9 protein-coding genes are annotated in these 15637 nt (G+C 35.1%); 5 read left to right on the forward strand and 4 right to left on the reverse strand.

All coding sequences use genetic code 11. The features are described from left to right. Positions 1-18: 18 nt before the first annotated feature. The 4 genes from Q4548_RS06890 to Q4548_RS06905 all read right to left on the reverse strand — a co-directional run bounded on the left by Q4548_RS06890 (position 19) and on the right by Q4548_RS06905 (position 6195). The gene (locus tag Q4548_RS06890) at positions 19-789 is read right to left on the reverse strand and encodes an enoyl-CoA hydratase/isomerase family protein (RefSeq protein ID WP_303452954.1); all 771 of its coding nucleotides are present in this window, start codon (positions 787-789) and stop codon (positions 19-21) included. Next, complete coding sequence (locus Q4548_RS06895; protein WP_303452956.1) at positions 789-2234, reverse strand: HAMP domain-containing sensor histidine kinase; 1446 nt, start codon at positions 2232-2234, stop codon at positions 789-791. Before Q4548_RS06895 ends, Q4548_RS06890 begins: the two co-directional genes overlap by 1 nt. Before the next feature lie 125 nt (positions 2235-2359). After that, entirely contained in the window at positions 2360-5443 is a 3084-nt protein-coding gene (locus tag Q4548_RS06900; RefSeq protein WP_303452958.1) for a leucine--tRNA ligase, read from the reverse strand. A gap of 227 nt (positions 5444-5670) precedes the next feature. Further along, complete coding sequence (locus Q4548_RS06905; protein ID WP_303452960.1) at positions 5671-6195, reverse strand: DUF2911 domain-containing protein; 525 nt, start codon at positions 6193-6195, stop codon at positions 5671-5673. Positions 6196-6340: 145 nt separating this feature from the next. On the opposite strand from Q4548_RS06905, the gene lepA reads away from it, so the two are divergent. The 5 genes from lepA to Q4548_RS06930 all read left to right on the forward strand — a co-directional run bounded on the left by lepA (position 6341) and on the right by Q4548_RS06930 (position 15587). Further along, a complete protein-coding gene (gene lepA / locus Q4548_RS06910; RefSeq protein ID WP_303452962.1) occupies positions 6341-8137 on the forward strand; it encodes a translation elongation factor 4 in 1797 nt (598 codons plus the stop codon). 161 nt (positions 8138-8298) lie between these two features. Further along, entirely contained in the window at positions 8299-9717 is a 1419-nt protein-coding gene (locus Q4548_RS06915; RefSeq protein WP_303452964.1) for a glycogen synthase, read from the forward strand. A 6-nt stretch (positions 9718-9723) separates the two neighbouring features. After that, positions 9724-10995, forward strand: a complete 1272-nt coding sequence (locus tag Q4548_RS06920) for a glucose-1-phosphate adenylyltransferase (RefSeq protein ID WP_303452967.1) — start codon at positions 9724-9726, stop codon at positions 10993-10995. Between the two features lie 84 nt (positions 10996-11079). Further along, positions 11080-12990: a 1,4-alpha-glucan branching protein GlgB gene (glgB, locus tag Q4548_RS06925; protein ID WP_303452969.1), complete on the forward strand. Its 1911-nt coding sequence runs from the start codon at positions 11080-11082 to the stop codon at positions 12988-12990. 200 nt (positions 12991-13190) lie between these two features. Further along, the gene (locus tag Q4548_RS06930) at positions 13191-15587 is read left to right on the forward strand and encodes a glycoside hydrolase family 31 protein (RefSeq protein ID WP_303452971.1); all 2397 of its coding nucleotides are present in this window, start codon (positions 13191-13193) and stop codon (positions 15585-15587) included. Positions 15588-15637: the final 50 nt, after the last annotated feature.

Consider the following 15637-nt stretch of genomic DNA (forward strand, 5'->3'; position numbering starts at 1 on the left):
TTAAAACAAAAATAAGATTTATTTAAAGTTTGGTTTCCTTTTTTCAAAAAAAGCAGTAGTTCCCTCCTTAAACTCTTCCGTTCCAAACCCTTGTCCAAACAATCTAATTTCTTCTTTAAGCCCACTATCATCAAATACAGAATTGATTGCTTGAATTCCTCTTTTGATTGCTTTGGGAGAATTTTTTATCATTTTGTGCGCAATTTCTATAGATTTCAACAACAAATCTTCTTGAGAAACCACATCATTTACCAAGCCTAATTTCAAAGCTTCCTCTGCAGCAATCATATCTCCTGTCAAAATCATCTCAAAAGCTTTCCCTTTCCCGATCAATTGTGTCAGTCTCTGCGTTCCTCCATAACCTGGAATCAACCCTAAAGAGACCTCAGGCTGTCCTAATTTTGCGTTGTCAGAAGCTACTCTTACATGCGCTGCCATCGCCAATTCTAATCCTCCACCTAATGCATATCCGTTGATTGCTGCAATGACTGGTTTTGAATAATTTGCTATTTTATCAAACAACAATTCGTGTCCAAACTGAGCCAATTCCTCACCTTCCTTTTTAGAAAAATGAGCAAACTCTTTGATATCTGCTCCTGCCACAAAAGCTTTTTCACCCGCTCCTGTTAAAATGATGACTCGGATCGATGCATCATCTTCACACAAACACAACAGATGATTCAATTCTAAAATGGTTCTTTTGTTCAACGCATTCAATTGCTTTACACGATCTATTGTGATGTAAAAAATTTGTCCTTCTTGTTTGTAATTAAGATTTTCAATATGCATTACTTATCGTTTTTTGGTAGTCTTATGATAAACTCTGTTCCCAAACCAACTACCGAATTAAAATCTATTTTTCCTCCATAAGCTTCTACAATGTTTTTTACCATTGGCAAGCCTAGCCCCATCCCACTACTTTTTGTGGTGAATTTAGGTTCAAAAATGTAAGTTTTATCAACCTCCGAAATTCCCTTTCCATTATCTTTTACGGTAAGAATCACCTCATCATTGGCTTCTTCTAAACTTACTTCTATCTTTGGTTTTTCAACCATTTCTACTGCCTGTATTGAATTTTTCACCAAATTGTTCAACACTCTCGTGATTTGATTTTTATCTAAAAAAAGATATATCTCCTTCTTTTCACAATAAAACGAAATCTCATTCTGATAGAAAATATCAATCGCAGATTTTACAACATGAATCAATTCTATACGCTCTACATTTTTATTTGGCATTCTAGCAAAATCAGAAAAAGAAGTGGCAATAGACGACATCACATCTATTTGTTGGGTCAACATTTCTGCGTAATCTTTAACCTTTTCTCTAATTCCCTCTTCATTAGGATCAAAAGTTCTTTCAAAATTTTGCACTGTTAATTTCATTGGAGTCAGTGGATTTTTAATTTCGTGAGCCACCTGTTTTGCCATTTCTCTCCATGCTTGTTCTCGCTCACCTTTTGCCAACTTTTCGGCACTTATTTCCAGCTCATCAATCATTTGGTTGTAAGCATCTACAATAGAAGCAATTTCAGAAGTAGTTCCTTCTGCATCAATTCGCTCATTCTTTTTCATCAATTTGGTCTTTTGAATTTTGTCTGAGATAGAATGTAACGACCTGGTGATATAACTAGATAAAAAGTAAGCAAAACTGACTGCTAAAAAAAGCATCGCTCCATAAACCAAATACAACCTGTTCAAAAACGTTGACAATTGCTCTTCTTCCTGAGTATTGTCTTGTAAATATTCTACTTTTAAAATACCTACTTTGTTAGAATTCTTGTCATGAATGTAAGAATATGCAAACTGAGAAACTTTACCACTTTCCAAACGCATGGATTCTTTGTACTCATCTTTTCGTTTCAATTCCAAAATAATATTCTTTGAAATACGTTCGCTAAAAATACGAAACCAAGGTTCGTATGAATTCAATTGCAGTTGTCCATTTAGATCGTAAATGCTCATCTTCATGTTGTGAACAGTAGCAATTTCGTATATACGTTCTCTAAAAATAAAACCTAAAAACTGCTGTGCTGCTGGGTAAATTGTGTTTTCTAATTCATAATTTACATTTTTCTGAGCTGCCTTTTCTTTTCTCTCAAAGCGTAAATCATAATATTCTTTATTCTGTCTCTTATACTGCTTTACGGTAACCACAGCTATCAATATAGAAGCTAAACCGACTAGCAACAACATTGCTAAAAATATTCTTGTTCTTAAAGAAACTTTATTCATATTCTATACTCTAAATGATGGATTGTGCTTAAGTATACAAAAGCCAAGCCAATTTAATCAATATACCCTCCAGAAACAAAAAAGACGATACCAAGGCATCGTCTTTTTTATAAAGCTAAAAAATATTATCCTACTATGTTGATAATTTTTCCAGGTACAATAATTACTTTTTTAGGTGTTCTACCCTGTAATTGTTCTTGTGTTTTATCGTGTTCCATCACTATTTTCTCTATCTCTTCTTTAGACAAGTCTAATGGCAACTCTAACTTAAACCTCATTTTCCCATTAAAAGACACAGGATATTCTTTTGAACTTTCTACCAAATGACTGGCATCAAATTCTGGAAAAGGAGCAAAAGCAATAGACTCTGTATTTCCTAACTTCTCCCACAATTCTTCGGTGATGTGTGGTGCGTATGGAGATATTAACACCAACAAAGGCTCTAAAATTTCTTTTTTAGCACATTTCAAAGCTCCCAATTCGTTCACTGCAATCATAAACGTACTTACCGAAGTATTGAAAGAAAAATTCTCTATATCTTCTTGTACTTTTTTGATGGTTTTGTGTAAAACTTTTAATTCGTCTTTGGTTGGTTCTCCTGCTACTCCTTTAAAATCGTTGGCATTGGCATACAATCTCCATAATTTTTTTAAGAAAGAATGTACTCCAGAAATCCCTGCGGTGTTCCAAGGTTTAGACTGTTCCAAAGGCCCTAAAAACATTTCGAACAAACGCAAACTATCTGCTCCAAACTCTTCACAAATACTATCTGGATTGACTACATTGTATTTCGACTTCGACATTTTTTCTACCTCACGTCCTACAATATACTTTCCATCTTCTAACACAAATTCTGCGTTTTTATATTCTTCTCGCCAATTTCTAAAAGCTTCAATATCTAATTCATTTTGTGGATTCACAAAAGAAACATCTGCATGCAACTCAAACGAAGAAAAACGATATACATTTTCATAAAACTTCCCTACTTCAGTTTTATCATGAGAAATTGCGTCTGGGAATTTATTTTTGATAAAATTGTCTATTTCTGTATAATCTTTTGAAACTTGAATTTCATCATATTTCCCTTTAGAAATAAAGACAGGAAATGGACGTTCTACTGGAATAGCTATTAAATCTCTACTGCTACTTTTATTCAAATTAGCAAACTCAACCCAAAAACCACATGCTAAAGCAGAAGTCCCCGTAATCATCCCTTGATTGATCAATTTTTTGGCAAATTCCTCTACAGGAACATAATTCAAGTCAAACAAGAATTTTTGCCAAAAACGCGCATATAATAAATGTCCTGTTGCGTGCTCAGAACCACCTAAATACAAATCCACTTCTTTCCAATATTCCAACGCTTCTTTACTAGCAAACTCGTTTGGATTGTTCGCATCCATATAACGGTTAAAGTACCAAGATGAACCTGCCCAACCTGGCATGGTGTTCAATTCTAGCTGAAACACTGTTTCGTTATTGATTTCATCATTAGAAACCACTTTATTATTCACAGTATCCCATGCCCAAACTTCAGCATTTCCTAATGGTGGTTGTCCATCTTCTGTTGGCAAGTATTTTTCTACTTCTGGTAATAAAACTGGCAAATGTTCATTGTCAATCATTTTAGGCATTCCATCTACATAATAGACTGGAAATGGTTCTCCCCAATAACGCTGACGGCTAAACACAGCATCACGCAAACGATAGTTTATTTTTCCTTGTCCAAAACCTTGCTTTTCCATTTCATAAATAGCCAACTTAGTTGCTTTTTTTACGTTTAATCCTGATAAGAAATCAGAATTGGTAATTTTAGCGGTTTTGTCTTCACAAGCACCTTCAGAAATATCTACTCCTTCAAAAATATTTTTGATTTCAATTCCAAAATGTTTGGCAAAATCGTAATCACGTTGGTCTCCACATGGAACCGCCATTACCGCTCCTGTTCCGTAGCTAGCCAATACATAATCTCCAATCCAAATTTGGATTTTTTCTCCTGTAAAAGGGTGAATGGCATAAGCTCCTGTAAATGCACCAGAAATGGTTTTTACATCGGCCATTCTATCTCTTTCAGAACGTTTTGCTGTTGCTTGAATATAAGCTTCAACTTGCTCTTTTTGCTCTTCAGTTACTATTTGTGATACCAACTCGTGTTCTGGAGCTAAGGTCATAAAAGTGACTCCAAAAATAGTATCGGGGCGAGTGGTGAAAACTTCTATTTCAAAATTTTGCTTCTCGACTCCGCTCGAAGACCCTTCTAAGTTTTGGTTATTGGTTGTTGGTTGCTCGACCCCATCTCGACTACGCTCGATGACCTTACTCGAAGACCCATCTACTTTAAATGTTACACTTGCTCCTTGAGAACGTCCAATCCAATTGGTTTGAGAATCTTTCAGTGGCTGAGGCCAATCAATGGTATTCAAACCATCTAACAAACGTTGTGCATAAGCTGCAATACGCATAGACCACTGCATCATTTTTTTACGAACTACAGGATGCCCTCCACGTTCAGACAGTCCGTTGATGATTTCGTCATTTGCCAAAACTGTTCCCAATGCAGGACACCAATTCACTTCGGTTTCAGACAAATACGTCAATCTATACTTAGCTAATATCTGCTCTTGTTCTTTTTCAGAAAAAGCTTTCCATTCGCTTGCAGTAAATTCAATTACATCTTCGTCACAAACAGCATTTACATTTTCTGTCCCGTTAGCTTCAAAAGACTGAACTAAGGATTCAATTTTTTCCGCTTTGTCTGCTTCTTTATTGTACCAAGCATTGAACAACTCGGTAAAAATCCACTGTGTATGTTTGTAATATTCGGGTGTAGAAGTTCTAATCTCTCGAGACCAATCAAAAGAAAAACCAATTTTATCTAATTGTTTTCTATAGGTATTGATGTTGGTTTCTGTAGTGACAGCAGGATGTTGACCTGTTTGAATAGCATACTGCTCTGCTGGTAATCCAAAAGAATCATATCCTTGAGGGTGCAATACATTAAAACCTTTGTGACGTTTGTAACGTGCAAAAATATCTGAAGCAATATATCCTAATGGGTGTCCAACGTGCAACCCAGCTCCCGATGGATACGGAAACATGTCCAATACATAAAACTTTGGTTTTTCAGAATTATTATCGGCTTTAAAAGTTTGTTTGTCAGCCCATGTTTTTTGCCACTTGGCTTCTATCTCGTTAAAATTGTATTCCATTTTTTAGCTATTCGCTATTGGCTTTTAGCTTTGCTCATTCCCTTTTTGCAACATTGCTAAAAGACAGAGGCTAACAACTAAAGGCTAACTGCTATTTTGAGTGGCAAAAATACAGTTCTTAAACGAGAGTTGAAAGTTATCATCTCCCTAAAATTTAGACATAAAAAAACAGCAATATTACATGCTGTTTTTTTATATTATGTTGTTTAGACTGTAAAAAACAATTTTTACTTTTCGCTCATCGGCAAAGTCACCAACGTAGTTCCCCAAGCCATATATAGATTCATATCCTTATCAAAAGCCATGGTAAAAGCCTCAATGCTTTCTTTATTTTCAGAAACCTCAGCTTTTACTCTTACAACATCATTTTCTTTTTTATAGGAATACGCACCCCATACATTGATGTCTTTGTTTAAAATAACCGTCCATTCTTTTTCACCAGGAATAGCAAATAATGAATAGGTTCCTGCTTTTACTTTCTCACCACCAAAAACCACATCTTTATACAATCTTACTTCAGTAGCTTCATTAGCTCCCATTCTCCATACTTTTCCATTTGCAGCTAAACTCTCTATAGATCTTCCTTTTAACTGAGGTCTGCTGTAGATAATCTTCACTACTTTCTCCGATGTTTTATAACTTAAAGGATAAGATAAAGCATCCATTGGACTTACATCCAAATCTCTAAATTCCTGAGCGCTTATTGCTAAAGAGCTCAACATCAATGCAAACAAAAAAACTACTTTTTTCATGATTTAAATAAATTTAATAATTGATTTTCTATGTAGGCAATATACAACACTCCTTACATAAAAACAGTAATTTATTTAGATGCGATTATTATCCCAATGGAATACTCTATATTTGCACGTTGAACAAGCTAGTATTTTACGATAAATGAAGAACATAAGAAACTTTTGCATCATTGCACATATTGATCACGGTAAAAGCACATTGGCCGACAGGTTGTTGAGTTTTACGAACACAGTTACCCAACGAGAGGAACAAGCACAGCTTTTAGACAATATGGATCTGGAAAGAGAACGTGGAATTACCATCAAGTCTCATGCTATTCAGATGGAGTATCACTACGAAGGAGAAGACTATATTTTAAACCTGATAGACACTCCTGGTCACGTAGATTTTTCTTACGAAGTTTCTAGATCTATTGCTGCTTGTGAAGGAGCTTTGCTAATTGTAGATGCCGCACAAAGCATTCAAGCGCAAACAATTTCTAACCTATATCTTGCTTTGGACAACGATTTGGAAATCATCCCCGTATTGAACAAGGTAGATTTACCAAGTGCAAATCCTGAAGAAGTAACGGATGATATTGTAGATCTTTTAGGATGCGACCCAGAAGACGTAATTCACGCAAGTGGAAAAACTGGTTTTGGTGTAGACAACATTTTAAAAGCAATTCTAGAAAAAGTTCCAGCTCCAAAAGGAAATCCAGACGCTCCTTTAAAAGCCTTAATTTTTGATTCTGTTTACAACTCTTATAGAGGAGTTGAAACTTATTTCCGTGTGATTGATGGAGAAATCAAAAAAGGACAAAAAATTAAATTTATTGCTACGGGTCGTGAATATTTTGCAGATGAGGTTGGTACCTTAAAACTAAAACAAGCACCCAAACAAAGTATAAAAGCTGGAGATGTTGGTTATTTGATCACAGGAATAAAAACTGCATCCGAAGTAAAAGTTGGAGATACCATCACTGATTTTGCCAACCCTACTCAAGATAAAATTGATGGTTTTGAGGATGTAAAACCTATGGTATACGCAGGTATCTATCCTGTAGACACAGATGAATACGAAGAGCTAAGAGCCTCTATGGAAAAGTTGCAATTGAACGATGCTTCTTTGGTATTTCAACCAGAAAGCTCTGCTGCTTTAGGTTTTGGTTTCCGATGTGGATTCTTAGGAATGTTGCACATGGAAATTATTCAAGAACGTTTGGAACGTGAATTTAACATGACGGTGATTACTACCGTACCCAATGTATCTTACCACGCATTTACCAAAAAAAATCCAGAAGAAATTATTTTGGTAAACAACCCAACAGATTTGCCAGACCCATCCAGCATGGACAGAGTAGAAGAACCTTACATTAGAGCTTCTATCATTACCAAATCTAATTTTGTAGGTCAGGTGATGAGTTTGTGTATTGAAAAACGTGGAGAAATTGTAAACCAAACCTATTTGACCACCGAACGTGTGGAATTGAACTTTGACATGCCGTTGGCTGAAATTGTTTTTGATTTTTACGATCGATTGAAAACCGTTTCTAAAGGATACGCTTCTTTTGATTATTTCCCTACCGGAATGAGAGCTTCTAAATTAGTGAAAGTAGATATTTTATTAAATGGTGACTCTGTAGATGCGCTTTCTGCATTGATTCACACAGACAATGCACATCATATTGGGAAAAAGATGTGTGAAAAATTAAAAGAACTAATTCCACGTCAACAATTTGACATCCCAATTCAAGCAGCTATTGGTGCAAAAATTATTGCTAGAGAAACCACCAAAGCCTTACGAAAAGATGTAACTGCCAAATGTTACGGAGGTGATATCTCCAGAAAACGTAAACTTTTGGAGAAACAAAAGAAAGGAAAAAAACGAATGAGGCAAGTTGGAAATGTTGAAATTCCACAAGAAGCATTCATGGCTGTTTTAAAACTAAACGACTAATTATCAGAGACCTTGCTAAGCAAGGTCTTTTTATTTTCAAATCCTTTGGTTTTTTTTGCGAATATCTTTACGTAACTCATTTCATTTTATTAATTTAATAGTGTTATTAAATGATAAAAGTTTTTTACTAAGTTTAGTCTCATGAATTAAATTAACCAACTATGAAAGTAATACATGTTAGTGCCGAATGTTATCCAGCAGCAAAAGTGGGAGGTCTTGCTGATGTTGTAGGTGCGCTACCAAAATACCAAACCAATTTAGGTTATGAAGCCGCAGTTGTCATGCCTTATTATGAAAACAAGTATGGTAAATCCTCTAAACATACTACAGATTACCAAACAGTAGTTGATTTGGCTGAAAACAATTACAAGGCAACTGTTTATAAAACGGACAATAGTCTTAAAGAATTTGGATACCATTTGTACCAAGTTCACATTGAAAACTTATTAGATCGTGAAGAAGTTTATGGTTATGAAGATGACACAGAACGTTTTATTGCTTTTCAAAAAGTAGTTTTGGATTGGATTTTGCAATTTGCACAAGTTCCAAAAATTATCCATTGCCATGATCACCATACAGGATTGATTCCTTTTATGTTAACTCAATGTACCAAATACATTCCTATTAGAGGAATCCCCACTGTTTTCACCATTCACAATGCACAATACCAAGGGGAATTTTCATTTGAAAAATTAGCATACTTGCCAGAATACAACCTTGAGCAATCTGGAATATTAGAATGGGATTATTCTATAAATTCAATGGCAGCAGCTATCAAAGCCTGCTGGAAGTACACTACTGTATCTCCAAACTACATGAATGAATTGCCTTATGCAGCAACAGGATTGGATTGGTTGTTTGATACCGAAAGAGACAAATCCGTAGGTATTTTAAATGGAATTGACACGGATGTTTGGAATCCTTCTTCTGACAAAATGATTGCCAAAAATTACACTGTAAGAACCGTAGAATCTGGAAAACAAGCCAACAAAGCACTTTTGTGTGAGAAATTTAATTTGGATCCTAAAAAACCATTGGTCGCTTTTATTGGTCGTTTGGTGTATCAAAAAGGGGCAGATATTATGGCCGGAATTTTTGACAGAGCTTTAGATGCTAACGACATTAATGGATTGGTATTAGGTTCTGGAGATCCTCATGCAGAGTTTTTACTAAACGAATTGAAGGAAAAATACCCAGGAAGATACAACACTTATATTGGGTACAATGAAGAACTTTCACATTTGATATATTCTGGAGCAGATTTCTTAATCATGCCTTCTCGTTTTGAACCTTGTGGTTTGAATCAACTATACGCATTAAGATACGGAACCATTCCTGTTGTAAGAACTACAGGAGGATTGAAAGATACCGTAAAAGATATTGGAGAAAAAGGTGGTTTTGGAATTAGACACGAACATGTTTCTGTAGACGACGTAGCATTGGCAATTACAAGAGCAAACAAACTTTACAACGATACTGCTGAGTTCAAACGTATTCGAAAAGAAATCATGAAAATTGACAATTCTTGGGAAAACTCAGCGCAAGAATACATTGAATTATACAATCTTATAGCACAATAAAAAATCATGAAAAAAAAAGTATTAGGAATTATTTTAGGAGGAGGACAAGGGTCTAGACTGAAACCTTTAACATCTACACGATCAAAACCAGCAGTACCCATAGCCGGAAAATATAGATTGGTAGACATCCCTATTTCTAATTGTTTGCACTCTCAAATTGACAGAATTTTTGTTTTGACACAATTCAACTCTGCCTCATTGAACAAACACATTAAAAACACCTATACTTTTGGTAACTTCTCGGGTGCTTTTGTAGATATTATAGCTGCCGAGCAAACTCCTGAAAATGACGGTTGGTTTCAAGGTACTGCGGATGCCGTTCGTCAATCTATGCAACATTTCATGGCTTACGAATGGGATTATGCTTTGATTCTTTCTGGTGATCAATTGTACCAGATGGACTTTAACAAAATGGTTAAAAGCCACGAGAAATCTGGAGCAGAAATTTCAATAGCAACGTTGCCTGTAAATGCTCATGACGCTACTGGTTTTGGTATTTTAAAAACAAATAATGCAAACGAAATCACCTCATTTATTGAAAAACCAACCCATGAACAGCTGGCAGATTGGACATCTGAAGTTAGAGATGAAATGAAACATCAAGGAAGAGAATATTTAGCTTCTATGGGTATTTACATTTTTAATAGAGAGCTCTTAAAAGAATTGATGTGCGATAAGGAAACCATGGATTTTGGAGGTGAAATTATTCCACAAGCAATCAAAACACACAAAGTAGTTAGTTACCAATACGAAGGGTATTGGACAGATATAGGAACAATAGGTTCTTTCTTTGAAGCAAATCTTGGTTTGACTGATGACATACCTCAGTTTGATTTGTTTGACAATGATAAAAATGTATTGACTCGTCCAAGATTCTTACCACCAACAAAAATATCTGGAACCACACTAGAAAAAACATTGATTGCAGAAGGTGGAATCATAAGCGCTAGTAGAATTGAAAGAACCATTGTTGGTATTCGTTCTAGAATAGGAATTGGCTCTACCATTTCTAATTGCTATGTAATGGGAAATGACAAATACGAAGGTGCTGAAGAAATTGAACACAAAAGAAATGCTGGCATTCCATTAAAGGGAATTGGTGAGCGTTGTTACATCAACAACTGCATCATAGATAAAAACTCAGCCATAGGTAACGACGTTAAGATTAACGGAGGAAACCATCTACCAGACGCAGATACCGAACTATACACAGTAAGAAACGGTATTGTAGTTATTAAAAATGGAGTTGTAATACCTAGTGGAACAACCATTATTTAAGCTACAAGTCTAACTCACTCACATACATCCCAAGGCCTACTTTTCTTGGGATGTATTTTATAAACTCATAACTACTTATAACACATGAATCATGTAAAACCTTATAGTTTATTTACAGAATTTGACATATACCTTTTTAAGTCTGGAAAACATTTTAGACTTTATGAAAAATTTGGAGCACACCCCGTTACAATTGACGGTGTAAACGGAATGTATTTTTCTGTTTGGGCTCCCACTGCTAACAGAGTTTCTGTTATTGGTGATTTTAATTATTGGAATGAAAACGAACATGCTTTAAATGTTCGATGGGATAGTTCTGGAATTTGGGAAGGTTTTATACCCAACGTAAAAATTGGAGAAGTTTATAAATACAAAATTCACTCCAACAATAGTGGAGTTGTTACAGAAAAATGTGATCCTTATGGTTACCATACAGAACATCCACCAAAGACAGCTTCTGTTACTTATGACATAGAAGGTTACGAATGGCAGGACAAGGATTGGATGCAATATCGCCAAGACAAAAACGGTTTAGACAAACCCTATGCGGTTTACGAAATTCACTTTGAGTCTTGGATGAAAAATGTAGAAGAAAATAGACCTCTTAGTTATTGGGAAGCTGCTACCAAATTGGTTCAGTACGTAAAAGACATGAATTTTACACATGTAGAATTTATGCCTATTATGGAGTATCCTTTTGATCAATCTTGGGGATATCAAATCACAGGATATTTTGCTCCTAGTTGTAGATTTGGACACCCTAAAGAATTCATGAATTTGATTGATGAATTTCACAAAAACGATATTGGTGTTATCTTAGACTGGGTTCCTTCACATTTCCCTTCGGATGCACACGGTCTTGGATTTTTTGATGGATCTCATTTGTACGAACACCCTGACAAAAAGAAAGGATACCATAAAGACTGGAAAAGTTTGATTTTTAACTACGGAAGAAACGAAGTTCGTTCTTTTTTAATTTCAAATGCTTGTTTCTGGTTAGACAAATACCACATTGATGGTTTGAGAGTAGATGCAGTTGCTTCTATGCTCTATTTGGATTATTCTCGAGAAGATGGAGAATGGGAACCTAACGAGTTTGGAGGAAATGAAAATTTAGATGCTATTTCTTTTTTACAAGATTTTAACAAAGAAGTCTACGAAAGTTTTCCTGGGGTACAAACCATTGCGGAAGAATCTACTGCTTTTTCTGGAGTTACAAGATCTGTAGAACACGGTGGACTTGGATTTGGTATGAAATGGATGATGGGATGGATGCACGATACTTTAAGTTATTTTAAAAAAGATCCTATTTACAGAAAATACCATCACAACGAAATTACGTTTAGTTTGGCTTATGCATTTACAGAAAGGTACATGCTTCCTCTATCTCATGACGAAGTTGTTTATGGTAAAAAATCCATCATTGGAAGAATGCCTGGAGACAAATGGCAGAAATTAGCCAATTTAAGATTACTTTTTGGAAATATGTACACGCATCCAGGAGCGAATCTATTATTTATGGGGGCTGAATTTGGACAAGAAAACGAATGGAGTTATGCCAAAAGTTTGGATTGGCACTTGTTAAATGATCCTGGGCACAAATCGGTTCAAACCTTTTTAAAAGATTTGAACCAATTTTTAAAAGACACACCCGCATTGTATGAAAAAAGTTTTTCTCGTGAAGGTTATGAATGGATCAATTATGAAGATGGCGAACGATCCATTTTAAGTTATATTAGAAAAGGACACGACCCTATAAACGACTTGATTATTGTATGCAACAATACTCCTGCCGTACAAGAAAACTACCTTATAGGAGTACATAAAGAAGGAAGCTTAAAAGAAATATTTAATTCCGATTTGAAAAAGTATGGAGGAAGTGGTGTTAAAAACACCAAAAGTATTAAAACCTCTGAAAAACCTTGGAACTGGAAGGATTACTCAGCAGAAGTAACATTACCTCCTTTGGCTATTGTGGTCTTCAAAATAAATTAAAGCAGATTAAAGTCCTTAAAAAATATTTTTAAGGACTTTGTTTATTACACATGCTTTAAGTTTTTACGATAGACGTTATTATTTTTCTAAGAAAAATAGTTATTAACTATTTAATCACTAAAAACAAAACACAACAAACCTACTCTAAAGTATTTTTTATACATTAGGACTATTGGAACAAGAATAAATCGCTGAATATTATGATTTTAAACGAGCAAATTGAACACAAGGGGAATGCATTTCCTACAAAAATAATTGATTTTAAAAAAGATGTAGACACCCTTTATTTCAGTAGTGAAAACGGTGTTATTTTACAGATGACCATCTTAAGAGACAGTATGTTTCGTTTTCGTTATGCAACTGGTGCAAAATTTGAAAATGATTTTTCTTATGCTATTTCTCATGATGCCGTTAGAGGATACAACAAATTAGAAATCACAGAGGATATTGAAAAGTACATCATTACAACCTCTAAACTTGTTTGTTACATTTCTAAAACTGATTTACGCTCTCGTATCTACGATGCTATTGATGAAACTCTAATTAGCGAAGACGAATTAGGTTTTCATTGGGAAGAAAGTTACGAATTGGGAGGTAACATCGTAAAAATGACCAAAAGCTCTCCAAACGGAGAAAGTTTTTATGGTTTGGGAGACAAAGCGGAGCACACCAATTTAAAAGGAAAACGTTTCCAAAATTGGGCAACAGACTCTTATGCTTTTGGTCGTTATACAGACCCTATTTATAAGGCGATTCCTTTTTACACAGCACTTCAAAATAAAAAATCTTACGGAATTTTCTTTGACAATTCTTTTAGAGCTTATTTTGATTTTTGTTCCGAAAGAAGAAACGTAACTAGTTTTTGGGCTGAAGGTGGTGAAATGAATTACTACTTTATTTACGGACCTAAAATGCAAGATGTTGTAGCGGCTTATACCAACTTAACAGGTACACCAGAATTACCACCTTTATGGGCTTTGGGATACCATCAATGTAAATGGAGTTATTATCCAGAATCCAACGTTAAAGAAATTACACAAAAATTTAGAGACCTAAGAATTCCTTGTGATGCCATCTATTTAGACATTGATTACATGGAAGGTTTTAGATGTTTTACATGGAGTAAAGATTATTTTCCGGAACCAAAAAAAATGGTAAAAGAACTGGCTGATGATGGGTTTAAAACCGTTGTTATTATTGACCCAGGAATTAAAATAGATTTAGAATACGATGTGTTTCAAGAAGGTTTGGAAAAAGACTATTTCTGTAGAAGAGCTGACGGCCCTTATATGAAAGGAAAAGTATGGCCAGGAGAATGCTATTTTCCAGACTTTACACGTAAAGAAGTTAGAGAATGGTGGGCTGGTTTGTTCCAAGAATTGATTGAAGACATTGGTGTAAAAGGTGTGTGGAATGACATGAACGAACCTGCTGTAATGGACGTTCCTGGAAAATCTTTTCCAAACGACGTACGTCATGATTACGATGGAAACCCTTGTTCTCATAGAAAAGCACACAATATTTACGGTATGCAAATGGCCAAAGCAACCTATATGGGATTGAAAAAATACAACTACCCATTGAGACCTTTTGTCATTACACGTTCTGCATATTCAGGAACACAAAGATATACATCTACTTGGTTGGGTGACAATGTTGCTACATGGGAACATTTATGGATTGCCAATGTGCAAGCACAAAGAATGGCCATGTCTGGTTTTTCTTTTGTAGGTTCTGATATTGGTGGATTTGCACAACAACCTAATGGAGAGTTGTATGCTCGTTGGATACAATTGGGAATTTTCCACCCATTCTGTAGAACACATTCCTCTGGAGATCATGGAGACCAGGAACCTTGGACTTTTGGACAAGAAGTTACCGATGTTGTTCGTAAATTTATTGAATTACGTTACCAATTATTACCTTACCTATATACTTCTTTTTACAAGTACATTGAAGAGGGAATCCCGATGTTAAAATCATTGGTTTTGTTTGATCAAGAAGATACACAAACACATCATAGAACAGATGAGTTTATGGCAGGTGAACATATTTTGGCTTGTCCTATTGGAGAACCTAATGCCAAAGGACGTAGAATGTACATTCCCAAAGGAACCTGGTACAACTTTTGGACTCACGAACAAGTGCTTGGTGGTGATGAAAAATGGGTAGATGCTGACTTAGACAGCATGCCTCTTTTTGTAAAAGAAGGAGCTATTTTGCCTATTTATCCTGTTCAACAATATGTAGGGGAAAAAGAGATTGAACAATTAACTTTAGACATTTATTATAAAGATGGAAAAGAAGAATCTGATGTTTTTGAAGATGCAAATGATGGATATGATTACACCAAAGGAAGGTATTCTTTAAGACATTTTACCTTAACAGGTAAAGAAGGAAAATTAACTATCAAACAACACAAGTCTGGTAGTTTTATTACCAGCTACGAAACCTTTAAAATCAATTTGATTGGATTACCATTTGAAATTAAAACCATCAAAATAGATAGTGAAGAAATAAGTTTTGAAGATTTAAAATTAACGCACAGAACATTTGAAATCACCAAAAATTTTAACCAATTGCAGGTGATAGGATAGTTAAAACTACCAAGAACAACAAAAAGCCGAATAGTAATTATTCGGCTTTT

It is taken from the genome of Wenyingzhuangia sp. 2_MG-2023, from assembly GCF_030548295.1.
Lineage (GTDB): Bacteria > Bacteroidota > Bacteroidia > Flavobacteriales > Flavobacteriaceae > Wenyingzhuangia.

Coding starts and splice junctions, on each gene's coding strand:
- Q4548_RS06890 (WP_303452954.1), bottom strand. CDS start 789: ATGCATATTGAAAATCTTAATTACAAACAAGAAGGACAAATTTTTTAC.
- Q4548_RS06895 (WP_303452956.1), bottom strand. CDS start 2,234: ATGAATAAAGTTTCTTTAAGAACAAGAATATTTTTAGCAATGTTGTTG.
- Q4548_RS06900 (WP_303452958.1), bottom strand. CDS start 5,443: ATGGAATACAATTTTAACGAGATAGAAGCCAAGTGGCAAAAAACATGG.
- Q4548_RS06905 (WP_303452960.1), bottom strand. CDS start 6,195: ATGAAAAAAGTAGTTTTTTTGTTTGCATTGATGTTGAGCTCTTTAGCA.
- lepA (WP_303452962.1), top strand. CDS start 6,341: ATGAAGAACATAAGAAACTTTTGCATCATTGCACATATTGATCACGGT.
- Q4548_RS06915 (WP_303452964.1), top strand. CDS start 8,299: ATGAAAGTAATACATGTTAGTGCCGAATGTTATCCAGCAGCAAAAGTG.
- Q4548_RS06920 (WP_303452967.1), top strand. CDS start 9,724: ATGAAAAAAAAAGTATTAGGAATTATTTTAGGAGGAGGACAAGGGTCT.
- glgB (WP_303452969.1), top strand. CDS start 11,080: ATGAATCATGTAAAACCTTATAGTTTATTTACAGAATTTGACATATAC.
- Q4548_RS06930 (WP_303452971.1), top strand. CDS start 13,191: ATGATTTTAAACGAGCAAATTGAACACAAGGGGAATGCATTTCCTACA.